The 24,500-nt window shown below is 44.8% G+C and carries 18 protein-coding genes; 11 read left to right on the top strand and 7 right to left on the bottom strand.

Going from position 1 to position 24,500, the window contains the following annotated elements:
• Positions 1–6: 6 nt before the first annotated feature.
• Together A3EU_RS0113045 and A3EU_RS0113040 are read left to right on the top strand one after the other, a co-directional pair.
• On the top strand, positions 7–495 hold the full coding sequence (locus tag A3EU_RS0113045) for a hypothetical protein (RefSeq protein ID WP_020536618.1): 489 nt from the start codon (positions 7–9) through the stop codon (positions 493–495).
• An 81-nt stretch (positions 496–576) separates the two neighbouring features.
• The gene (locus tag A3EU_RS0113040) at positions 577–999 is read left to right on the top strand and encodes a VOC family protein (protein WP_020536617.1); all 423 of its coding nucleotides are present in this window, start codon (positions 577–579) and stop codon (positions 997–999) included.
• A 4-nt stretch (positions 1,000–1,003) separates the two neighbouring features.
• On the opposite strand, the gene thiL is transcribed toward A3EU_RS0113040, so the two are convergent.
• On the bottom strand, positions 1,004–2,062 hold the full coding sequence (gene thiL / locus A3EU_RS0113035; protein ID WP_020536616.1) for a thiamine-phosphate kinase: 1,059 nt from the start codon (positions 2,060–2,062) through the stop codon (positions 1,004–1,006).
• Positions 2,063–2,129: 67 nt separating this feature from the next.
• On the opposite strand from thiL, the gene A3EU_RS30345 reads away from it, so the two are divergent.
• A complete protein-coding gene (locus A3EU_RS30345; RefSeq protein ID WP_020536615.1) occupies positions 2,130–3,287 on the top strand; it encodes a lactonase family protein in 1,158 nt (385 codons plus the stop codon).
• A 177-nt stretch (positions 3,288–3,464) separates the two neighbouring features.
• Here A3EU_RS30345 and A3EU_RS0113025 read toward each other — a convergent pair whose 3' ends face one another.
• Together A3EU_RS0113025 and A3EU_RS0113015 are read right to left on the bottom strand one after the other, a co-directional pair.
• The gene (locus A3EU_RS0113025; RefSeq protein WP_026211379.1) at positions 3,465–4,115 is read right to left on the bottom strand and encodes a YceI family protein; all 651 of its coding nucleotides are present in this window, start codon (positions 4,113–4,115) and stop codon (positions 3,465–3,467) included.
• 126 nt (positions 4,116–4,241) lie between these two features.
• A complete protein-coding gene (locus A3EU_RS0113015) occupies positions 4,242–5,123 on the bottom strand; it encodes a MerR family transcriptional regulator (RefSeq protein WP_020536612.1) in 882 nt (293 codons plus the stop codon).
• 292 nt (positions 5,124–5,415) lie between these two features.
• On the opposite strand from A3EU_RS0113015, the gene A3EU_RS0113010 reads away from it, so the two are divergent.
• Positions 5,416–8,607 carry a T9SS type A sorting domain-containing protein gene (locus tag A3EU_RS0113010; RefSeq protein WP_020536611.1) on the top strand — a complete coding sequence of 1,064 codons (3,192 nt, stop codon included), beginning with the start codon at positions 5,416–5,418 and terminating at the stop codon, positions 8,605–8,607.
• 162 nt (positions 8,608–8,769) lie between these two features.
• Entirely contained in the window at positions 8,770–9,921 is a 1,152-nt protein-coding gene (gene bshA / locus A3EU_RS0113005; protein WP_020536610.1) for an N-acetyl-alpha-D-glucosaminyl L-malate synthase BshA, read from the top strand.
• 61 nt (positions 9,922–9,982) lie between these two features.
• Here bshA and gltX read toward each other — a convergent pair whose 3' ends face one another.
• Complete coding sequence (gltX, locus tag A3EU_RS0113000) at positions 9,983–11,521, bottom strand: glutamate--tRNA ligase (RefSeq protein WP_020536609.1); 1,539 nt, start codon at positions 11,519–11,521, stop codon at positions 9,983–9,985.
• A gap of 428 nt (positions 11,522–11,949) precedes the next feature.
• Between gltX and A3EU_RS0112995 the strand changes: the two genes are divergently transcribed.
• A complete protein-coding gene (locus tag A3EU_RS0112995) occupies positions 11,950–12,603 on the top strand; it encodes a polysaccharide deacetylase family protein (protein ID WP_020536608.1) in 654 nt (217 codons plus the stop codon).
• A 66-nt stretch (positions 12,604–12,669) separates the two neighbouring features.
• Here the strand turns inward: A3EU_RS0112995 and A3EU_RS0112990 are convergent, their stop codons facing one another.
• Positions 12,670–13,467: an alpha/beta fold hydrolase gene (locus A3EU_RS0112990; RefSeq protein WP_020536607.1), complete on the bottom strand. Its 798-nt coding sequence runs from the start codon at positions 13,465–13,467 to the stop codon at positions 12,670–12,672.
• A 249-nt stretch (positions 13,468–13,716) separates the two neighbouring features.
• On the opposite strand from A3EU_RS0112990, the gene A3EU_RS0112985 reads away from it, so the two are divergent.
• From A3EU_RS0112985 to A3EU_RS0112975, 3 genes are all read left to right on the top strand, one after another.
• Positions 13,717–14,985, top strand: coding sequence for a PP2C family protein-serine/threonine phosphatase (locus A3EU_RS0112985; RefSeq protein WP_020536606.1), 1,269 nt, complete (start codon positions 13,717–13,719; stop codon positions 14,983–14,985).
• Positions 14,986–15,223: 238 nt separating this feature from the next.
• Entirely contained in the window at positions 15,224–16,528 is a 1,305-nt protein-coding gene (locus A3EU_RS0112980) for a sensor histidine kinase (protein WP_020536605.1), read from the top strand.
• 16 nt (positions 16,529–16,544) lie between these two features.
• On the top strand, positions 16,545–17,225 hold the full coding sequence (locus tag A3EU_RS0112975; protein ID WP_020536604.1) for a response regulator transcription factor: 681 nt from the start codon (positions 16,545–16,547) through the stop codon (positions 17,223–17,225).
• A gap of 12 nt (positions 17,226–17,237) precedes the next feature.
• Here the strand turns inward: A3EU_RS0112975 and A3EU_RS0112970 are convergent, their stop codons facing one another.
• Positions 17,238–18,731, bottom strand: a complete 1,494-nt coding sequence (locus A3EU_RS0112970) for an SLC13 family permease (RefSeq protein WP_026211378.1) — start codon at positions 18,729–18,731, stop codon at positions 17,238–17,240.
• Between the two features lie 89 nt (positions 18,732–18,820).
• A complete protein-coding gene (locus A3EU_RS0112965) occupies positions 18,821–21,292 on the bottom strand; it encodes an FtsK/SpoIIIE family DNA translocase (RefSeq protein ID WP_044085874.1) in 2,472 nt (823 codons plus the stop codon).
• A gap of 254 nt (positions 21,293–21,546) precedes the next feature.
• On the opposite strand from A3EU_RS0112965, the gene A3EU_RS0112960 reads away from it, so the two are divergent.
• Both A3EU_RS0112960 and A3EU_RS0112955 read left to right on the top strand, forming a co-directional pair.
• Complete coding sequence (locus A3EU_RS0112960; protein ID WP_020536601.1) at positions 21,547–23,826, top strand: TonB-dependent receptor; 2,280 nt, start codon at positions 21,547–21,549, stop codon at positions 23,824–23,826.
• 59 nt (positions 23,827–23,885) lie between these two features.
• A complete protein-coding gene (locus A3EU_RS0112955; RefSeq protein WP_020536600.1) occupies positions 23,886–24,467 on the top strand; it encodes an LOG family protein in 582 nt (193 codons plus the stop codon).
• Positions 24,468–24,500: the final 33 nt, after the last annotated feature.

Raw genomic sequence — 24,500 nt, 5'->3', positions numbered from 1 at the left:
AAGCTCATGAACAGGGTCTTAACCTTCGTTTTTATGCTCGTGGTTGGTTTAACTATTTTGGCTTGCCAGGGCGACAAATCTACTGATAACAGTGCGGTTACTGCACCAGCAGTTACTCCGGTAACTGCTACCCCTCCTCCAGCAGCAGGTGGTGCAGCAGCAGGTGTTGAACATTATATTTGCCCATCAGGCCACGTGGGCTCTGGTGGTCCTTCACAGGGGGCTTGTGCACAATGTGGTACAGCACTCGTTCACAACCAGGCTTTTCATGCTAATGATGCAGCGCCAACAGCAGCGCCAGCAGCGCAGAATCCTATGCTTCAGAACCCTAGTGGGGCTCCGGCAGCAGCGGCTCCCCCTACTGAGCCTGCTCAGAATGCGGCTGGTGTATGGCACTATACGTGTTCTGCTGGTTGTGCAGGTGGAGGTGCTTCGGCAGTGCCTTGCTCACAGTGTGGTGCAACCCTGGCACATAACCAGGCTTACCATAACTAGTAGTTAACGTTCTATATTTTACCACGTAGCCATCTCGTTTTAATTTAAACTTGGTGGCTATGTGGTCAAAATACCTTTCTTATGAATCCGGATAGAAAAGTCGACTTCAAGATAGATTTTCTGGATCATGTTGCTATCCGTGTGAAAGACATGGAAGTATCGGCCCGATGGTACGAAGAGGTACTGGGCCTCAAACGTTATGAGCCTGCCCGCTGGCGGCCTTTTCCTACCTTTTTACTGGCCGGAAAGACAGGCATAGCGCTTTTTCCTGCCAATATGGAAGATCAGCCTTTGGATGCTTCCTCGAAGCACATAAAAATTGACCATTTTGCTTTTCAATTGAGCCCGGCTGACTTTGCCAAGGCCCGATTGCACTATACCCAATTAGGGATAGTTTACCATTTCCAAGACCATCACTATTTTCATTCTCTTTATACCAAAGACCCCGATGGGCATACGGTAGAGTTGACAACGCTGGTGGTTGAGGAGGGCGATTTTTATTAGGAAACTACCCTTTATTAGGATTGAAATGCACCCAGCCTTGCGCTTGCAAGGGGTGAATGTTGCCACCTTTGGTATGTAGCATAACACCGTCTTTGGCGTCAGTGATCTCGCCGGCAATGTAAATATCTGGCAGGTATTTTACCTTTTCCAGATCGCGGGGATCAACGGTAAAAAGGAGTTCGTAATCTTCGCCTCCGCTGAGGGCACACGTAATAGGGTCAAGCTTGAAGTCTAGCGCCAATAATTGGGCATCAGGATGAATAGGCACACCGCTTTCTTCCAGAAAAGCCCCTACGCCGGAGGCTTTGCAAATGTGAAATAATTCACTGGCTACCCCATCCGAGACATCAATCATGGAGGTAGGAATCAACTTTGCTTTATCAAACTGTTCGATCATATCCCGGCGAGCTTCCGGCTTGAGTTGTCGACCGACACAGTAGGTTTGGTTCTCCAAATTGGGTTGAACTTCTGGCGAAGAGAGGTAGATCTGCTTTTCTCTTTCCAGGATTTGTAAACCTAGATAGGCTGCACCGACATTGCCGGTAATGCAAATAATATCTCCCACTTTTGCACCAGAACGATAGGCCAGTTTCTCTTTTTCGCCTTGCCCTATGGCTGTGACGCTGATGACCATTCCTTTGTTGGAAGAAGTAGTGTCGCCTCCGATGAGGTCAACCCCATAGTGCTCACATGCAAGGTATACGCCTTCGTAAAACTCCTCCAGTGCTTCTACCGAAAAGCGGTTGGAAAGGCCGAGCGACATGGTGATTTGCCGTGGGCGGGCATTCATGGCGTAAATATCCGATAGGTTGACAATGACGGATTTGTAGCCCAGATGCTTGAGGGGGGTGTACATCAAGTCAAAATGTATGCCTTCAACCAACATATCGGTAGAAACAACTGTCTTGAAGCTGCCATTGTCAATCACTGCAGCATCATCGCCAATTCCTAGATGTGAGGACGCGTTGAGAAGGGGGAATCGCTGCGTAAGATGTTCAATCAAACCAAATTCACCTAATGTATTTACATCCGTACGTTGCGGTTGCTCTGCTTGCTGTGCCATGTCCGTTTTTTAGATTTCTCGACAAAGTTAGGGGTATTTACTAACTTTCCGTTCTTAAACATCTCCAATGAAGATAAGGTTACCACTACTCCTCGTTTTTATCAGCCCCGTTTTTTTTATGACCAGTTGCTACGAACCACCAAGTGATCAGCAATCTGCAATGATGGAAGAAGCAGAAGTATGGGTAGGCACTTATACCCGAAAAGAAGGCCATGTAGAGGGCAAAGCCGCTGGCATTTACCAGTTACAATTTGAAGAAGACAGTTTGCTTTCTTCTCATACCACCGAAGGTATTGTTAACCCTTCCTTTTTGTGTCTGTCTCCTGATGGTGGGCGCGTTTATGCGGTAAGCGAACTAGGGCCTGATGTGGATACGTCGGGGTATGTGTATAGTTATCAACAGGAGGGAGAAAAGCTGGTGCTAATCAATCGGCAACCGACCTTCAGTTTTGCACCTTGCTATGTGAGTATTCATCCTAATGGTGAATGGTTATACGTCGCCAATTATGTTGGAGGTATGATTGCTCGTTACCCGGTAGCCAAAAATGGCGAGATTAAAGCGGCTACTGATACCTTACGCTTAGTAGGTCAAGGGCCCAACGAAAGGCAGGAAAGTTCACATCCACATTCCGCGACCGTCAGCCCGGACGGATACTGGGTGATGGTCGCCGACCTAGGGGCTGATCAAGTGCATACCTTTCGGGCAGAAGGACCGTCTTGGGAGTTGGTCGCTACAGCGGAAGTGCCAGGAGGCAGTGGCCCACGGCATTTGGCTTTCCATCCCCGTGCGCCATACGCTTATGTACTTAATGAGCTAAACAATACCGTCACAGGCTTTCATTATAATGCTGAAAATGGCGCCTTGAATATCATTGATCACTGGTCTACACTGCCGGATGATTTCAAGGATTTCAGCTTGGCCGCAGATCTGCATTTTAGCCCTGATGGTGAATATTTGTACGCTAGTAATAGGGGGCACGATTCTTTGGCAGGCTTCCGGGTAGACACCAGAGATGGTAGCTTGGAGTCTGTTGGCTATTTCTCTACCCGAGGAACTTTTCCCCGCAATTTTGCGATCCACCCTGGAGGGAAAACCTTGTTGGTTGCCAATCAGAATTCTGACAATGTGGTACAGTTTACTATAGATACTAAAAATGGGAAGCTACGTTACGAGCAGGAATGGGAAGTGAAAACGCCTGTTTGTTTGCAGTTTACAAAAAAGTAAAACAGAAGCTATGGTTTAGGCGGTAGCAAGAAAAATTGCAGCAGATGACCAACCCAAAACCTATAGTTAAAAACGAAACCCCATGATTTCACTAATAGAAATCATGGGGTTTCGTACAAAAAGCCAGATAAGTTACTCTTTTCAGATGCTTATTGACTTATCCCTTGCTCTAAGAGTTTATTTCGTAGAGAGATTGATTTGTAGTGCAATCTCGTTCTTAATAGCCTTGTCTTTCAAAGCACCAGCTGCTGTAGAGCCATACATTACTCCCCATTGAGTGCGATCAATAACAAATTGGGGCGTCTTCGCAGAAATACCACTTTCGTTGATAGACACCGTTGCCGGAATAGTAATACTCTTACTGATATCCTTCATGGTGAGGTTTCCTGTGATCTTGTGGGTAGCCTCAGCGTTACCTTCTACTGCTTCAATAGACGTGATTTCGAAAGCAGCTGTGCCAAATTTTTCTACTTCGAAGAAATCACCAGTAGAAAGGTGGCCAACTAGTTTCGCTTTCATCTCTTGAGGTGTTTCGTCGGTCACTTCAATCGTATTCATGTCAATGGTAAAGTTACCACCTACTAGATTGCCATCTGATGTCATCAAATTGCCTTCAGCAATCTGAATAGTGCCGGTATGTTGGTCACCTGTAAATTTAGCACCAACCCAGTTGATTGTACTGGCATCGGTATCAACGGCTACCGAAACGGTTTCAACTGCTGGCGTGGTAGTTTCTACAGCATCCTGAGCATCTACTTGTTCTCCTTCTGGAGCTGCACCACAAGCTGCCAACATTAGGGCAAGCGCTAAAATCATTATATTCTTCATAAAAAAATCAAGTTTAGTTGTTTAATAACATTTTGCTTAACAGCGGGTTATTCAATATTGTTGTATCAACATTGATTATTTTTTTTCAACAAGGTGTAATCACGAATATTCAGGCGCAAAAATACCTTAGCATTGATCAATGAATTGAAGCATTTGATCTAGGCTCTTGAGAATAATAACGTGACCTGGAGCTTCTACCTGTTGTGCAACAACTTGATAGCCAGACAAAAGTATTTTAGTGTCTGGAAAAGTCTCGGCAAGCCGGTCGACATAATTTTGGACGGGTTCTTTCGCAAAAGTTTCAGTAATCATTGTAAAGATGAATGCTGGCTTCTGGATGCGATTAGCATCTACTAGATCGGAGAGGGAGATGTCTTGCCCAAGATACAGCACATGCCTCCCGCGAGATTTGAGGAGGTAATGCATGAATAACAAGGAGAGTTCCTGTCGTTCTCCTTCGGGGAGATAAAGGATGATCTTTTCGGTTTCGTCCCCACTTGAGAGCGGGGTAACATTGATGGCACTGATGATCTTTTGCCGGATCAGGTAACTGATGAAGTTTTCTTGTACAGGAGTAATTGATCCCGTAAGCCAAAGTAAACTGAGCTTGTCAAGGAAGGGATAAATAACCTCCATCATTGTCCGTTCAAAACCAATCTGGTTGATATTGGTATTGATGATGCGGTCAAATTTATTTTCGTCCATCTCAATCATCGAGATGGTAAGCGCATCAAGTTGGGTTCCATCCTCAAAGTTGATTTCGGAGATGTCAGCTATTTTTTCTGCCAATTCCTCTTCCTTCATTTTGGCAATCTTAGAGATTTTGATGCCATTCTTATTTAGGAGAGCTACATTCAGTAGCGTTCGGAGATCTTCATCTTGATAATATCGGATATTGGTTTTAGTTCGTTGTGGAGCTAAAATATTGTAACGCTGTTCCCAAATACGGATAGTGTGGGCTTTGATGCCTGAGAGTTTTTCCAGATCCTTGATGGAATAGACTGCCACCCGTAGATTATTTTATTATCAATGCTTTAGCAACGCGGGCCTAATTAGCTGTGCTAAAGGAATGCTTGGTTACAGAAAAAAGGTAATACAATGGAACGCCGGTTTAACAACGAAAGAAGTAAAAGGTTTAGAACTATTATTAAGCACTATTCAATACTATTCTAATACTTCTTTGTCATAAAGCAGCTAGTCAGATAAAATAAAGTGGGCGTTTAAGGATTTTTGGCTAATTTTAGCACACTTTGCGGATCATTCAAAATTTAGCAACCTTCTGCCAAAAAAGATAAGCTTCATGAGCTGGAAATTTACACTGTATACATTTGTATTATTCACCCTGAGCGCCTGGCAACTCTCGGGCCAGTCCTGTGGTGAATTCTTCTATGATTCTGGTGGCCCCGACGGGCAGCACCAGAATAACGAAATTCAAAGTTGGACCTTTTGCCCTGATAATCCAGGGGATCTGGTTACCCTCAATTTTACTTTTGTAGATGTTGAGGCTTGCTGTGATGACCTAAGTGTTTATGACGGCACCGGTACGGGAAATCCACTGAACCTTGATGTTGAAGCCCCTGAAAGCTTCACTTCTTCTGCAACTGATGGTTGTTTGACGGTAACCTGGGATTCTGATGGATCAGTTGTCAATGATGGTTGGGAGGCCCTGATAAGCTGTAACCCTCCCCCTCCTTGCCCTAACCCGACATTACTGACGGTAAGCGATGTTCTTGGAACAGGCGCTACATTTTCTTGGGCCCAGGTAGGTAATGTCAATACTTGGGATTTGGAAATTCTACCTGCTGGTACGCTAAGCACCGGCGTTCCTACAATTGCAGATGTTACCGATAACCCCTTTATGTGGGATGGTGCAGAAACCGGTACTTCCTACGATGTTTACGTACGTGGCCATTGTGAAGACGAAGGTGAATTTACCAATTGGGTAGGGCCATTGAGTTTTACAACAGCTTCTGGTTGTGGAGACAGTTTCTTCGATAGCGGTGGCCCTGATGGCACTTATCAGAACAATGAAATAGAAACCTATACCTTCTGTCCTGATAACGCTGGCGACTTGGTGACGCTTAACTTTATCTTTATTGACGTGGAAACCTGCTGTGACAACCTTACTGTTTATAGTGGATCAGGTACAGGCGGTCCTGTTCTTAATGCTGATTTGATTGCACCAGAATCGTTTACTTCGGTGTCTTTAGATGGTTGTATTACGGTAACTTGGAGTTCTGATGGTTCGGTAATACGTGCAGGTTGGGAGGCCATTGTTTCCTGTGATCCTCCTCCTCCATGTCCGAACCCTTTTTTCTTAGAAGTTATTTCCGCAACGACTAATGGTGCGGTTTTGGGTTGGAGTCAAGAAGGCAGCGTTACTGTTTGGGATCTCGAAATTATTCCTGCGGGAACAATGCCTACGGGAGTAGCTACGGTAACTGATGTTACCGACAATCCTTATACCTGGACTGGTGGCGAAAGCGGTACAGAATATGATTTTTATGTGCGTGGTCATTGTGAAGACGAAGGCGAGTTTTCTTATTGGGTAGGGCCAGTTTTTTTCAGGACTATTCCCGGATGTGGCGATAGTTTCTTTGATAGCGGTGGTCCGAATGGTGATTACCAGAATAATGAGTTTGAAACATATACATTCTGCCCTGATAATCCTGGAGAGGCCATTATTCTGGATTTTAGTTTTGTTTCAGTAGAGAGTTGTTGTGATGATCTTTCTGTATTTAATGGTAATGGAACTGCAAATCCAATTGATTTAGATATAGAAACACCTGGATTATTTATTTCTACAGATCCTAGTGGATGTTTAACCGTTACTTTTGATTCTGACGGGTCTGTGATTAGACCAGGTTGGGAAGCATCAATCACCTGCTCCCCTTGTATTCCTGATCCAATTATCCTTACCCCTGATGTGTCGGTAGAATTCTTCGATGCCTCTTCGGTAGATATATTAGTCAACCTTGCTGGGCTTGATACCTTCATGATCGAGTATGATACCGTTGGGTTTGAGTTGGGGACTGGAACTACTTTGATGACGGATGACTCGTTGATAAGCATCAATAATTTACCAGAAGGAACAGACTTTGAATTCTATGTGGTCAACTTATGTCCGGATGGGCAAGCTACTGTTGTGTTAGGCCCTTTCAGCTTCTCTACCATATACTTCAATGATGTTGGAATTACCAATGTCATTGCTCCAACGGATGAATGTGGTCTAGGTAGCGGAGAACCTATTCGGGTTGAGATAACCAACTTTGGCCAATATCCTCAGACTTTATTCCCGCTGAATTACAGTATTAATGGTGTACTTTCTGGTGTAAACCAACCTGTTGATGGTTTCTTTACCGGGATTGTTAGCCGTGATAGTATGGAATCGTTTGAGTTTGACCTCAACTACGACTTTGATTTGCCTGGTGAATACACCATTCAGGTATGGACCGAAATGATGAATGACGGTGATGTAGAAAATGATACTTTCACCATCGTTGTGACACGCTTCGCGCCACCGTTGTTTGAAGACTTCGAGGCAGGAGCTGTTCCTGAATACATTACGACCAATGGAACTATATATGCGCCTTTGGCTCATGATAACGAGACATTTGTGCTTGGCGCTAACCTCTTTTTTGCAGGTGGTGAATTGATTGTTGATCTGCCAGTACTCGGTCCAATCCAGGAAACGGATACGCTGTTCTTTGATTACCGTTATGTGGAATGGTTTGCTGGCACAGAACCTACGATGGATTTGACAGGAACAGATTTACTTTCTGTACTTATCTCTACAGACTGTGGTGAAACCTTTGGTATTGCCTTTTTACAGTCAGGTACGGATCATGAGCCAAGTGCGGACTTCCGTACGGTATCGGTGCCTTTGGCAGACTTTGCAGGGGAAAATGTCCAGATTCGAATTGCCGGTACTTATGGTAGTGGTGGCCCGGATTATTGGTTGGATTTTGACAATATCAACTTGCCACGTTGTGATGGACTCGGTATAACCGCAGAAATCACTGATGCTACTCCTGGTCTTGATGATGGTGCCGCTACAGCAATTCCTGCTAGTGGTATTGCTCCATTTGAATACTTGTGGTCAACAGGAGATATGACGGAAACCATTACTGATTTAGCTCCTGGTGATTACACCGTAACTATTACTGACCGCTTTGGATGTAGTGATGAGCTTGTGGTTACTGTTGATGTGATGGTGGGCACGGAAGAAGTTATCGACCTTATTGGTAACATGTCTCTGGCTCCTAACCCTACCCAAGGACAAAGCAACGTACGTGTCGACTTTAATCAAAGTGTAGATGCACGTATTGATGTGATCAACCTCATGGGGCAGCAAATTTGGCAAAGTCCGATTCTGGAGCGCGTCAATACTGTTAATGAGACGGTTGATTTGAGTCAAGTTCCTGCTGGAATTTACCTGGTTCGTATTCAAGCTGCTGGTCAGGTGAAGACAATTAAACTTGTTAAATCTTAAAGCACCCTAATCGGTACGATATAATGAGCGCCACTTCTGCAAAACAGGAGTGGCGCTTGTTTTTTCACTGCGCATAGTGGGGTATCCACCAACTTACTAGAGATAGAGGACAACTATTTGCCTCCTCTTGCTATTATTAAAGACTGAACCTATCAAAGATCAATGAAAATAGGCATTGTTTGTTATCCAACTTATGGAGGCAGCGGGGTCTTAGCCACGGAATTGGGGCTAGGACTAGCTCAACGCGGACATGAAATTCACTTTATTACCTATCGTCCGCCAGCACGATTGGTGCATTTTTATGAAAACGTCTACTACCATGAAGTAGGTACGGATGATTACCCTTTGTTTGAATATACGCCCTACGATACAGCATTAGCCAGTAAGCTGGTGGATGTTGTCAAGTATGAAAATTTAGATTTACTGCACGTTCATTATGCTATTCCACATGCTGCAGTAGCTTATATGGCGAAAAAAATACTACTTACAGAGGGGCGTTATGTGCCAGTGGTTACTACTTTGCACGGTACGGATATCACCTTAGTTGGTAATAATAAAGCCTTTGCACCGGTAGTTGCTTTTTCGATTAACAAATCAGACGGTGTCACAGCTGTTTCCGATAGCCTGCGCCAGCAGACCTTTGATACGTTTAATATCACCCGTGAGATTGAAGTCATTTATAATTTTATCGACTTCAAGCGCTTTCGGAGGGTCAACAAAGATCACTTCAAAAAAGCCATCGCGCCCGAAGGCGAGCGAATCCTGGTGCATACCAGTAATTTCCGTAAAGTGAAACGGGTAGAAGATGTCATTCAAATTTTTGCCAAAGTACAGAAGAAGTTACCCAGTAAACTGCTCCTAATTGGTGATGGTCCGGAACGGCGGAATATGGAGACGCTCTGCCGCAAGTTGAAGCTGTGTGATGAAATTCGGTTTCTTGGCAAGCAAGATGCTGTTGAAGAGCTCTTGTCGCTAGCGGATTTATTCTTGATGCCTTCTGCCAGCGAAAGCTTTGGTTTGGCAGCACTGGAAGCAATGGCTTGTGAAGTACCTGTTGTGTCGTCTAATGTAGGAGGGATACCGGAAGTGAATATACATGGTAAAACGGGCTATCTGGCAGATGTTGGTGATGTTGAAGCAATGGCAGATTTTGCTATTGAGATACTTAAGAAAGAAGAAACACTCACCGAGTTTCGTGCTAATGCTTTAGCTCAAGCTAAACGATTTGATCTGGATATTATCCTTCCTCAATACGAAGCATATTATGAGGAGGTGGTGCGAACTGCAGTCTATCCAGTGGAGGAAGAAGACTAAAATTGGATAAGTGTAAGGGAGGCTCGTTTTACTAGCATCCTCCCTTACACTTCTTAAAAAACTATCCGTTCTTGATTGCATTAAATGCCGCATAGGCAGCCTCTAAGCGACGATCGACTTCTTCGGTACCAAGTAGTGCCATAACCGCAAATATAGAAGGGCCTTTCATGGTGCCTGTGACACCGATACGTAGGATAGGCAGCACGGCTCCAAAACCTAATCCGTTGGCCTCCATAAATGACTTAACAGTAGTTTCTACTGCGGCTTCATCCGGAGAATTTAGGGCCTTGAGCTGCTGGCGTAGGTCTTCGAAAAGTGCCTGGTTTTCTGGCTTCCACTTTTTGCGGATGTTCTTCTCGTCATAAGCAGTCACATCAGTAAAGAAGTAGTAACCACTATCCCAGAAATCGCCGTAAACAACAACCCTTTCTTTCATTAATTGCACAAAGGTGGTCAGGAATGCATCGTCTTTGGTAATGCCTTTTTCTGCCAGCATCGGTTTGATGATAGTGATAAGGTCTTCGTCAGACGATTGCATAATGTACTGCTGGTTGAACCATTTGGCTTTGTCAAAATCAAAGCGGGCACCAGCTTTACCGATTTTTTCAATCGAAAAGGCTTTTATGAGTTCTTCCAGGCTGAACAGTTCTTGTTCGGTACCAGGATTCCAGCCCAACAGCGCCATAAAGTTGACCATGGCACGTGGATCAAAGCCAAATTCGCGGAAACCAGTAAAAGATTCCTCTTCGGTTGCTCCTTTCCAGGCGAGAGGAAAAACGGGAATTCCTAGTTTTACACCGTCGCGCTTGCTCAGTTTTCCTTTGCCGGTAGGTTTTAAAATTAGCGGCAGGTGAGCAAAGGCGGGCATGGTATCTTCCCAACCAAAAGCACGGTAAAGCAATACGTGGTGGGCAGTACTTGGTAGCCACTCTTCTCCACGTATGACGTGGGTGATCTTCATCAAATGATCATCTACAATATTTGCGAGATGGTAGGTAGGCATACCATCTGTTTTTAATAGGATTTTATCGTCGAGTTCTTTACTTTGAAACTGTACATCACCGCGTACCAAATCTGTGACCTTGACGATCTCATCTGTCGGCACTTTGAGGCGAATGGTATAAGGGGTGTTAGCGGCTAGTAACTGCGCTACTTCTTTGCTTGAAAGAGATTCACTGTTACGCATGCTTGACCGACTGGCAGCATCATAGCGGAAATTATGATTCCCAGCTTCTTTTTCTGTTTCCCGACGGGCATCCAATTCTTCAGGGGTGTCGAATGCGTAGTAGGCTGTACCGTTATCAATTAATTTTTGTGCATGCTCCAGATAGATGGCTTTTCGGTCAGATTGGCGGTAAGGGCCGTAGTCACCACCTTGTTCGGTGCCTTCGTCGATGGTAAGGCCACACCAGGCTAGTGCTTCCTTGATATAATCTTCTGCACCAGGGACATAGCGATTTTGGTCAGTGTCTTCAATTCGTAGAATAAAAGTGCCACCCAATTGGCGAGCCAATAGATAGTTGTATAAAGCTGTTCTGACACCGCCAATATGCAGTGCTCCCGTTGGGCTTGGCGCAAATCTTACTCGGACATTACTCATCGGTAAAACGTAGTTTATGGTAAATGCTAACAGTTGAAGTTGAGTTTTTTGGAGCTCAATTTTTCATTTTCTGTTGTCATCACGAATATTTCTTCAAAAAAGTGAATTTTCTTTAAAAAAAGTTCCGTTATAAAGCAGCAAAACAGGCTACTTATACGTTTATCGGGAAACTTTTACTAAAGAAATTTGGTAATAAGGGAAGAACACAGTTTTTAAGGATACTCCCCATTCTAAAATACAGTGCCTTTACCAATATTATCTGTGGCAAAAGTAATGATTTAGAGCGGCAGCAAGAAATTCTCCCTGATTTTCCCATCGTTGTCTATTTCCCCAGGTTATTAGTACAAAAATGAACATGTAGGTTGTGATGTGTCTTAAGACCTGGCAACCTTGATTATATTATCCCTGAACTATTAATTGCGATTCCTATGTACCTCGTTAAAACCCCAAAATTCATCCAAGAGCTCTTTCCTAATTTTACCTGGAAAGTTCCTTCCGAAGACAAGGTCATTTACCTCACATTCGATGATGGCCCCATCCCTGATGTTACTCCTTGGGTATTGGAACAATTGGCACAATACAATGCCAAAGCCACTTTTTTCTGCGTTGGAGACAACATTGAAAAGCACCCTGAAGTATTTGAACAGGTGAGAGCTGCCGGACACTCTATTGGTAATCATAGCTTTAATCACCTCAATGGATGGAGCTCGGACAACATTCCGTATTTCCATAACATCCGCCATTGTGCAAACCTAACCAAGACAATTCTTTTCCGCCCTCCCTATGGAAAGTTGCGTCCACGTCAGACTCAGTTTTTACTGCGTCATTATAGAATTGTGATGTGGGATGTATTGAGTGGTGATTTCGATCCGAACATTACCGAAGAGCAATGCCTCTTAAACGTTACCCGCAATGTGGAACCAGGTTCGATTGTTGTATTTCACGACAGTCGCAAGGCCGAGGAGAAACTGCGGTATGCACTGCCTAAAACACTGGCTTACTTTGCGGAACAAGGCTACCGCTTCGAAGCGCTCAATGAGCAGGAGATGATGGTGCATAACGATCAGCGTAAATCAGCCTAAGANTAATTCTGCTAGACATGAATTTCAGAGCTGCCCCCAGGGGTGGCTCTTTTTTTAGGAGAAGGTTTACTCCAAACAGTAGGCTACAAACTGCCGGACCATGAGTTGCGTTTTACGCCGGGACTCTATCATTCCCATGTGTCCAATTTTTTCTAAAACATGGATGCTAGACCGAGCAGGCAAGGCCAGTTGTTGTTCACTAGCCTCCTTTGGTACCGCTTCGTCTTCTTCACCCACGATAAAAAGGACGGGTTTCAGGAAGTTTTCTAAAACAGCTGAGTAGTCGGGGCGGTTAGCCATTGCTTTTAATCCCTCAATGATACCTTCTGCGGGATAGCGGGCTGCTCGGTGGATAATCTTATCCAAGTCGAAAGGGTTGGTTTGCCCATAGGGAGGGGGGAATAACTTGGGAACCAACTGTTTTACATATAGGGGGTGGCCATGTTTATTGATAAACTCGATCTGCTTATATCTGGCGGCTTTCTTTTCATCATTATCCGCATAAGGGTGAGAATGGAAAAGGCCAATTCCTTTGAGGCGGTCAGCAACCAATGCTGCCAAAGCAAGGGCGGTGTAGCCTCCCATAGAGTGACCGATCACAATTACATCGGATAAATTTTTCTCCTCCAAAACAGCTAGAATAGCTTGCGCATAGTAGTCAATGGAAACATTGGGAACCACATCAGAACTGCCAAATCCGGGCAAGTCAATGGTAATGACCCGGTAGCGTTCTTCTAGTAAATCCTGTTTGAAATCCTCCCATATTTGGCTGTCTGCACAGAAACCATGTACCAGGACCACGGGGAATCCTTTACCTTCAATGTTATAGGCGAGCTTGGCTCCACGGAATATCAATGTTTTCATTTGTGCTTTCCTCTACTTGGCATGATGCAAAAATAACCCCTTAGCTTTCCTTTCCAAAATATCTAAGTACCTCCTTCCCATTTATTTTACGATACCTAGGCGTTTAATAGCCTGTTTTCTAAACCCTAGTCAGGAGGTAGTATTTGTTTTGCTTTTAGTATCTTTGGGGAGAGTTATAACTAAGAGCTTGTTGAGGAATTCTACGAATAGATTTTCAGCAAACTCTAAAATTCCGAGCTAGCGTACTATATGGCTGATTTTGCAAATATGGCCAGGCAGTTTTCTAAAATTGAACGCTTGGAGCATGAGCTTCATTTGCGACAATTGCAGGTCAATCGATTATTGACCCTTACCCAGGCGATCAATAATAACTTTCCGGCTGCGGAGCTTTTCGCAATGTACCATTCCTTCCTGACATTCGAGCTGGGGATTAAGAAAATGGCGCTATATGTTCACGGCGAAACAGAAGTGAAATGGGTTTGTACAGCTCAAACTGGACTGACCAAAGCGCAGAAGAAGTACAACATTGGCTCAGAATTGGCAGATTTTCGGGAATTAGTTAATCTCGATGCCAAGGATCATCCCTTTCTTTGTGCGTTTGAACTGGTTATTCCTGTTTTGCACAAAAAACAACCCATTGCTTACGTGTTTATCGGTGGCTTTGATGACGATGATGATATGTATGAAAAAGTACAATTCATCACCACTATCACCAACATTGTAGCGGTAGCCATTGAAAACAAAAGGCTGTTTAAGCGCCAATTAGAGCAGGAGCGCCTGCGCCGGGAAATGGAACTCGCTGGTGAGATGCAACGTATGCTTATTCCTGCCAGCCTACCGGTGAAGGATTGTTACGAGATGGCCAGTATCTATAAACCCCATTTTGGTGTAGGAGGGGACTATTACGATTATTTGGAGTTTCCTGATGGTAAATTGGCTTTCTGTATTGGCGATATCTCTGGGAAAGGAGTAGCGGCCGCATTGTTGATGGCCAATTTTCAGGCTAATTTTAATACCCTTATTAATAAAAGGACGCCACTTAAGGAGTTTATTATAGACCTCAATACTTCCGTTAACCGGATTACCGGAGGAGACCGTTTTATTACCCTTTTTGTGGCGGAATTTGACCGCCATACCAACGTCTTACGTTATATCAATGCTGGGCATAATCCTCCGATTCTAGCAAGCAAAGACCAGACGGTATTGCTAAAGGAAGGATGTACGATCCTTGGGTCCTTCCAGGAGTTACCGGAAATTGGGGTCGGAGAAGTCCAACTGACACAACCGTCATTGATTCTGACCTATACCGATGGCCTCATTGATATTCAGAATGCGCAGGGTGATTATTTTGACGACTTACTACTTAAGCAATTTGTGGAAAAACACCACCATCTTTCAGCCGCTGAATTCAACCATGAGCTACAGCAAGCTCTCAATGCCTTCAAGGGCGAAGAGGGGTATCCTGATGATTTTACAGTGCTTACTTCCAGGTTTGTTCCTGTAGAGAACCCCTGTTAATAGGCTGTTAAGCGATAGCAAAGCTGTATTAAAGGTGATGAAAACGACGATCTTTGGTAGCTGAGATTTATTAATACTCCGTCGCTTAAGGACAGCACGAAAACAAAACACGATTTTGGCTTTCACAATAGTTGGCCAAGCGGTTCATTTTAAGCGGGTTAACTATTTGAAAGCCTTATAAAAAATCGTGTTTTGTTTTCTGCGCAATACTTAGAGGTGTTTGGGAAAAATTCTCCTTATGCAAAATGCGGTAATTCGTTGGGTCGTCATTCTTGGGGCCGTGGCCTTGGTCGGAATCATTGGTATCCAATCTTACTGGGTGATGACGACTTGGGACCTCAATGAAGAAGAGTTCAACAAAAAAGTCAACCTTGCTCTTTACCATGTCGCAAATCAACTTGCCGATATAAATGACGCCGAACTCCCTTCTCGGGATGTGGTGAAACAACGCACCACCAACTATTGGATCGTTAATATGGCCGTCGAAATCGACGCGAAATTATTGGAGCACCTCCTGCAAAGTGAGCTGGAAGAAAGAACACTTAACGTTGATTTTGAGTATGCCGTTTTTGATTGTCATACCGATGAGATGGTATATGGTGGCTACTGTAGTTACACTCCAGAAGGGGAAATTAAAAACATGGATTTGGGGGATTTGCCCAAGGACCAGGAATTTACCTATTATTTCGGTGTGAAATTTCCGGGGCGTACCGGTTTTCTTTTTGATAAGATGCAGTTGATCATCTTTCTATCAGCAATTTTGCTGCTTACCGTTCTCTTTTTCGCTTACGCGATGTGGGTTATTTTAAGGCAAAAGAGACTCTCTGAGATGCAGAAAGATTTTATCAATAACATGACCCACGAGTTTAAAACGCCTTTGTCTACGATCAAGATTGCAGCTGGTGTATTCCTTAATGATGAGCGCGTGAAAGCTGATACACGCTTGCATCGCTACGCTACGATCATACTCGAACAAAACCAACGCCTAAATAAGCAAGTCGAAAAAGTGCTACAGCTTGCCAGTGTGGAAAAAGGTAACCTGGAACTCAAGAAGGAAAAAGTAGATTTGCTGGAAATTCTGGATGCACTACTTTCCAGCACCCGGATGCGACTGGAAGAACAAGGGGGCGAACTTACTGCCGACCTCGAAGATGCTGTTGGCGTTTTCCTGATGGCTGACCGACTACATCTGACCAATATCCTCTATAGTTTACTCGATAATGCTATTAAATACTGCCAGGAAGATCCCCAGATAAGTGTACGGGTCCTCAGAGACAATAACCTCGTTCAACTTGCTATCCAAGACAATGGGATTGGAATATCCCCGGCCTACCAAGCCAGGATATTTGATAAATTCTATCGTATCCCTACCGGTAATGTCCATAATGTTAAAGGTTTTGGACTTGGCTTGTATTACGTACGTCGAATTTGCCAGGCCCATGGCTGGAGTATTGAGTTGGATAGTGATGTTGGCCAAGGGACGACAGTGAGATTAAATCTTGGACAGCCATTGAAAGTCCGCCATCAGCCGATACCAGCCTAATAAAACCTAACCATATATGCGTGCCCACCTTTTATACGTAGAAGACGACGAAAGCCTGAGCTTTGTTACCCGTGATCATCTTGAATTGCAAGGTTATCAAGTTACACATTGTGCTGATGGGAGTAGTGCGAAGGAGGCTATTGATCGCCAGGACTATGACCTTTGCCTGTTGGATGTTATGCTTCCTGAAACGGACGGCTTCACGTTGGCTAAAGAAATTCGCAAACAAAACACAGAGGTTCCCATACTGTTTCTAACGGCCAAATCTCTCAAAGAAGATCGCTTGTTTGGCTTGCGCCTTGGTGCTGATGACTATATTACAAAACCTTTTAGTATCGAAGAATTGATATTGAAAATCGAGGTTTTTTTACGCCGTTCCCGTAGTGTGTCGACTCCTCCGCCTAACGAATACGTGTTGGGAGAATACATTTTTAATTATCCTAACCTCAAGTTGAAAATTGGCGATGACCTTCGGCGGCTTACTCAAAAAGAAGCCGACCTTTTGAAATACTTGCTGGAGCACAAAAATCAAGTCATTAAAAGAGCAGATATCCTCGAAGCAGTTTGGGGAGAGAATGATTATTTTTTAGGGCGTAGCCTGGATGTGTTTATCTCACGTTTACGTAAATACCTGAAGAAAGATCAGCAAATAAGGATCGAAAACATACATGGAGTAGGTTTTTGCTTTCATGTATAGCTCAGGTATTCTTTAAAATCCAAACCATAGCCTAGCCACAGCAACCCATGCGATAATCAGTATTGGCCCCACTAATCCAACGGTAATACCACCGAAACGGAACTCTTGTTGCGTAACTTTTCCGGTAGCGAAAACGATTGCATTTGGCGGCGTTGAAACAGGGAGGAAAAGGGCACAAGAAGCTGCTAATCCAATTACAAAAGGTAACACTGCTGGATGAACACCAGGCCACAATGCTGCTACGGGAATAAGAATAGTTGCAGCAGCAGTATTACTCATGATATTGGACAAAACAACGGTGAGCAGTGCAAAAATAGGCAACACTAACAATGGATTAAATGGCCACTGTTGAAGCTGATCCACGAAGTAAGCAGAGATACCAGTGTCCTGAATAGCAAGTCCAAGAGACAAACCACCAGCCACCAGCATAAGGGTGTCCCATGGGAGGGTCCGAACATCTTCGCCGGTAATAATACTCACCATCGTAAATACGATAATCGGGATGCCGGATACTGCGGCAGGGGGGATTCCGTGCATACGACCTGTAAGCCATAAGGATAAGGTGATAAGCAAGGTGATAACTACGATACGCTTGCGTAAACGGTTACCGTCAACAAGACTAATCTCCCGACTTTCGTCTTCAGTCGTGATGACTAAACGTTCGGTATAAGACTCTTTCTCCAAGAGTTCAGAGATGTCGAGGAGCTCGTTGCCTGGCTGGTATTTTCGTATCAGGGCTTGCCACATGATCAGGGTGAGCAAAATAGCGATAGGTGCACCAACAATCATCCAGTCTAGAAAACCGATGGTGTAAGGCAAGGCTCCGCTATTGTTGATAGCTTCAACAGCAATTGCATTAGGCGGGCTGCCAGTAATCGTACCCATGCCTCCTACGGCAGCTGAGATGGGAATGCCCAGTAAGACCGTCTTGCCAAAAGGGCTTTGTTCTCCCATGCGTAACAGTAGTGGTGCCGTTGTCGCTACCATCATGGCGGTCGTAGCAGTATTAGACATGAGCATAGAGGCCAAGCAGGTGGCAAGCATCACACTTAATAGAATGCGGTCAGGTCGAGGCTCAAAACGAGCAACTAACATGCGGAATACATCCTGATCGACCTTGGTTTTTCGCATCCCTTCGGCAAGAAAGAAACCACCAAGGATCAGCCAGATAACACTATTGGACCAGGTGCTGACAAACTTTTGGACGTTGAGGCCTTTTTCGGCTCCGGTTGGGGCAATACTACCAAGGAAAAAGACCAAGAAACCAACAATTAGAATACCTACGGCAAAGGGAGGAATAGCCTCCGTAAACCAAAGACCTACGGAAAAGAACAATAAAAAAAGCACATAATCCTGAGCCTGGGTAAAATCAGCTCCTCGTAGCAGGTGAGTTAAAATAAAGGCGCCGATAGCGCTAAGCAAGAAAAAAATCAAGTGGCGCTGGTATTCCACCATCCGCTGGATTTGTTTCATGTGAAGACTGGATGCCCGCCGCGAGTCTGCCATAACCTGATTGCTTTGTCTGAAAAGACAAAGGTCGTTAGGCTTCGTGTACGATGCACAATATCTAAATTATCCCTTTCTGATGATTTTTGTTACTTGTTCCGCAAATCCGTGAGGTAGCGCTCCAGTTCTATTTCGTCGTAAACGAGTACTTCTCTGGCTTTAGAACCTTCTGATGGACCGACAATACCGGTAGCTTCCAGTTGATCCATGATCCTTCCTGCCCGATTGTAGCCCAGTTTTAGGCGACGTTGGATCATAGAAGTAGAGCCATGTTGCTGGGTAACAATTAGGCGTGCGGCTTCTTCAAACATCTCATCAACATCCCGATAGGTGAGGGTAGCGGAACCCTGCATATCTTCGTCACCGTGAAATTCGGGAAGAAGGTAAGGTTCTGGATACCCCTGCTGGTTGCCAATAAAGTCTATGACACGCTCTACCTCTGGCGTATCAACAAAGGCACCCTGAATCCGGACCATTTCACCCCCTACGCTGAGGAGCATATCTCCTCGGCCAATGAGTTGATCAGCTCCCCCTCCATCTAAAATAGTACGGGAATCGACCTTGGCGGTTACCTTATAGGCAATTCGGGCAGGGAAGTTGGCTTTGATTACCCCGGTAATGATGTTTACTGATGGGCGCTGAGTCGCAATAACAAGGTGAATACCAATGGCACGGGCCAACTGTGCCAATCGTCCAATAGGCAGTTCTACTTCCTTGCCGGCGGTCATGATCAAGTCGGCAAATTCGTCAATTACAAGTACGATAAAAGGAAGGAAACGGTGCCCTTTTTCCGGGTTGAGGCGGCGAGCTACAAATTTTTCATTGTACTCTTTAATGTTACGCGAAGAGGCTTTTTTCAATAGATCATAACGCTGATCCATCTCAATACAAAGTGAATTGAGGGTATGGATTACCCGATTGGTTTCCGTTGTGATAGGTTCATCCTGACCAGGAAGAAAACCAAGGAAATGATGCTCAAGCCTGCTGTAGGGGAAAAGCTCTACTTTTTTAGGATCAATCAGTACAAGTTTCACCTGTGAGGGGTGTTTCTTGTACAAGATGGACATAATGATAGCGTTGATACCAACCGACTTACCTTGTCCGGTAGCACCCGCTACGAGCAAGTGAGGCATTTTGGCAAGGTCCGCAACAAAAACTTCGTTGTTGATGGTCTTGCCCAGCGCGATAGGCAGGTCCATTTTGGCCTGCTTAAACTTCTCGTGCTTCAACACTTCCCGCATCGAGACCACCTGGGTCTTTTTATTTGGCACTTCAATACCAATCGTCCCTTTTCCGGGGATAGGGGCAATAATTCGAATACCTAGCGCAGACAAGGACAGTGCAATGTCGTCTTCCAGGTTTTTAATTTTGGAAATTCGCACTCCTGGCGCAGGAACGATTTCGTACAAGGTTACGGTTGGCCCAATAGTCGCCCGAATCTTGGTGATTTCAATTTTGTAGTGGAGCAGCGTCTCAATGATCTGATCCTTATTAGCTTCCAGTTCTGCCCGGTCAACTTCTACTTTTTGATGAGAATAGTCTTCTAGCAGTTGTATACTTGGATATTCATAACTAGAAAGATCAAGCGTAGGGTCGTAGGGCTCTGAATGGTCTTTGTTTTCTTGCTGAAGAGATAATGGCTGGCCGGTGGGGTTAGAGGGGACACCATTGCCGCTGGCACCTGGGGTAGGTTCTTCTATCTCCAATTCCGATTCTCCGGCACTAAGCGTAGTTGGTTTTTGTGCTTTTCGTTTTTCTGCCAGCTCAAAAGCAAGTTGGCTGCCGGTAGGGCGTAGCGTAGGCGGTGTCGACGATTGTTCACTTTCATCGTCATCAGGATCATCACCCAAGTCGTCTTCAAAGCCAGCTTCAGCTTCCAGCGCACGCTTACTTTTATTCGCCAGTGCTGCATCCCTTTTCTTGCGGCGTAAACTGGCCCCACTAGTAAGGTCACTGAAATAATCGACAATACCTTCCAGCATTTTGTCGAGGGTAAGCTCATTAAAATTAGGGTTCGTACGCCAAGTGACCATACCAATGACCACCGCAATGATGAGTAACCACAACCCTACAGTACCTACGAAGTTTTGCAACCAATCTGCAATTCCTTCTCCTACAGCACCACCCCAAGGGAAGTTGGCACTACCTGTAATGAATTCCAGAAAAACGGCAGCCAACAACATCGCTACAATGGTGTAGTTGATGGTTGGCATAATGGTGGTAAAGGGTTGCCGGAAAATACGGTTGTTACCTATTTTGAACAACAGGTAAACAAGAAGGAAAGAGGGCAATCCGAAGCACCAATAAAAGAAGAAATTAGACGTAATAGCGCCGAGACGTCCTAGCCAGTTGGCCATCTCTGCATTACTGTTCAGAATATCCCATCCCGTTCTTGTTTTAACAAGATCCTGGTCGATATGCCAAGTAAAAAGATAAGAGAAAAACGCTACAAATAAATAAGCCGCAATAAACAAACAGAGCAGGCCAAACAACTTTGGTATTCGTTCATCATTCAGCCCCAACCGCAATGCTAATTGACCTTTTTTCTTCTTCTTCGCCATAGGTGTGCCTTTGCGGCTTCCAGGATAGGTGAAAGGCAAAAATAAGGAATTTTCTTTCACTGCCAATTCTGAGGAGAAACGAATGAGCGGAGAAGGTTTATTTTCAACTTTTGAAAGTTTTAGGTTGTTTTAACATCCACTTCCCCTGAGCTTGTCGTAGGTAATAATGTAAGCGCATTTTCGCTCTAAGAATAAAACGTACACCAAACAACTTTTCCTGCCCCTCAGTGGAACAGGAGGAAAACTATTGTCCAATGAAAAAAACAATCTACCACACTCATTTTTTATTGCTACTTTGCTTTTTTACTAGCTTTTCACTGTTAGGAAACAACCTGCACAAGGGGTCCATCAGTGGTATTGTTCGTGATGCCACTACTCAATTAGAATTAGGTGGTGCAACAGTAGAGTTGGTCAATAAAGACAAGGTCGCCTATACCAACGAACTGGGTGTCTTTAGCTTTGTGGGCTTGCCTGCCGGGCAGTACACTGTTCAAGTAAGCTACCTCGCTTATGCTACGGTAATACTAGAGGGGGTTACCGTCACCGACGATAGCACTCAACCTTTACGTATAAACCTTGAGCCTGAAAACGTCAACCTTCCTGATGTGGTCATTAGCGCAAAGTCCATTGACCCTTTTGCGGTAATTTCTCAGCTTGATATAAAAACTAGGCCGGTTAATAACGGGCAGGAGTTACTGCGCATGATGCCAGGGCTTTTTATTGCTCAACACGCTGGCGGAGGGAAGGCAGAACAGATTTTCTTACGTGGTTTTGACATCGATCATGGCACTGACCTGGCAATTCAGGTAGATGGAATGCCCGTAAATATGGTAAGTCATGCGCATGGACAAGGTTATGCGGATTTGCACTTCGTTATTCCGGAAATAATCCAGTCTATTGACCTACGCAAAGGGCCTTATTCGGCGCGTGACGGAAATTTTGCTACCGCTGGTGCCGTAGAGTTGACGACCACCAACCGGTTGGCAAGAAGTTTTGCAAAAGCAGAAGCTGGAAGTTTCGATACTTATCGTTTAGTTAGTGGGCTCAACCTTTTGCCGCAAGGAGGAGACAATCAAGCAAGCGCCTATATTGCGTCGGAAGGCATTTTTACGGATGGCTATTTTGAGTCTCCTCAAAACTTTTACCGCATCAATACACTGGCTAAATACCATAATCCTTTTGATGGCCGGCAAAGACTTACGGCTACTTTTTCTGCATTTAGCAGCCGTTGGGATGCCAGTGGGCAAATCCCTCAAAGAGCTGTCGATCAGGGGTTGATTACCCGATTTGGCACTATTGATGATACAGAAGGTGGGCAAACAAGCCGGATTAATGCCAATATCCAGCACCAGTACTTTTTAAACCCGAGTACGCAAATTGAAAGCCAGCTTTTCTATAGCAAATACGATTTCGAGCTTTATTCCAATTTTACTTTCTTTGCAAGGGACCCTGTCAATGGCGACCAAATTCGCCAAAAAGAAGACCGTCACCTGTTTGGTTACCGTAGCCGAGTGCTTAAACAAAGCCAATTTTTAGGATTACCGCTAAATGCGGAATTGGGCTGGCAATTGCGCTTTGACCGTAGCAATGATAATGAATTGTCTTACACGCGTAATCGTACCACGACGCTTGAAAACGTACAACTTGGTGATATAACCGAATTAAACGCTGCTGCTTATGGGGAAGCAAATTTGCAATTGTTGCCAGCACTGCGCCTACAAGCGGGCTTGCGATATGACCGTTTTCGCTTTCAGTACCTCAATCAGATGGAGCCTGCTTATGAACAGTTATCTACCTCGGACGGGATTCTCAGCCCAAAGTTGAGCTTGTTTTATCAGGTTACTAACGGTTGGCAACTGTATGCGCGTGCTGCGCGAGGGTTTCATTCCAATGATACTCGCTTGATTTTAGCGCAGGAAGTAGGTAGCAGCTTGCCTGCCGGAATCAGCTATGATCTGGGAGCACTGTTTCGTACTGGTAGTCGCTTGGTATGGCAAGTCAATGCCTGGCAGCTCGATCTGGAACAAGAATTTGTCTATGTAGGTGACGAAGGGGTTGTAGAGCCCAGCGGAGAAACCATCCGCCGCGGATTGGAAGGAATGGCGCGTTGGCAAATTGGCCAAAATTTCTTTGCCGATGCCAACCTTACGTACACCCATGCTCGTAGCAAAACGACCGACGAAGCAGATCGTATCCCATTGGCTCCCATTTGGACCAGTACCGGAGGTCTTAGCTATAGCCCTGCTGAAGGCTGGAAAGCATCCATACGATACCGCTTTCTTGGAGACCGCCCCGCGGACGAAGCGAATAGTCTCACAGCCTCAGGTTATTTTTTGCTAGACGCGAATCTGGGCTACGAAGGCCGCAATTATTTTATTGGACTAAGCGCAGAAAACATATTGAATGAAGCGTGGAACGAAGCCCAGTTTGCTACAGAAACCCGCCTTTTTGATGAAGTAGAAGCTACGGAGGAAATTCACTTTACCCCAGGGACGCCATTTAGTCTTCGCGGAAAAGTAGTGTTGTATTTTTAGTAACGGGTATATGTCGCATATCCGTATTATTTTAGCGGCTCATCCACACTATTTCTATCATGCAAGCTATTACTGTTTTTTGCGGCTCCTCCAGTGGCCGGAAACCTATTTATGCAACACAAGCTACCTCCTTGGGGAAGACGCTGGCCCAAAGCGGGATCACCTTAGTTTACGGAGGTGCACAGGTTGGTTTAATGGGCGCTGTCGCAGATGGTGCCCTGGCTGAAGGAGGGAAAGTTATAGGTGTAATACCCGGTTTTCTGGGTAGGAAAGAGATTGCACATGACGGACTGACTGAGCTAATTGTGGTAGAAAGCATGCACGAGCGCAAGCAGCGGATGAACGAACTGAGTTCGGGAGTAATTGCGTTACCAGGAGGGTTCGGAACCTTGGAAGAACTTTTCGAAATGCTTACCTGGGGACAGCTGGGTTTGCACCAAAAACCAATAGGTATTTTGAATGTCGATGGCTATTACGACGACTTAATCAAGTTGCTGCAAAGTATGGTTGACAATGGCCTGCTCAGAGAAAGCAATTATGCGATGGTATTGGTGGATGAATCCATTGACGGGCTGTTGCAGAAAATGAAGGACTATGAGCCACCACAGGAAAAGAAGTGGATGACGGCCTCGCAGACGTAAAAAAAATTACAGTGTTTTTATATCTTAGCTTGA

Source organism: Lewinella cohaerens DSM 23179 (genome assembly GCF_000379805.1).
GTDB lineage: Bacteria > Bacteroidota > Bacteroidia > Chitinophagales > Saprospiraceae > Lewinella > Lewinella cohaerens.
The sequence above is the reverse complement of the archived record's forward strand: the minus strand, read 5'-3'. Positions and strand labels throughout refer to the sequence as shown.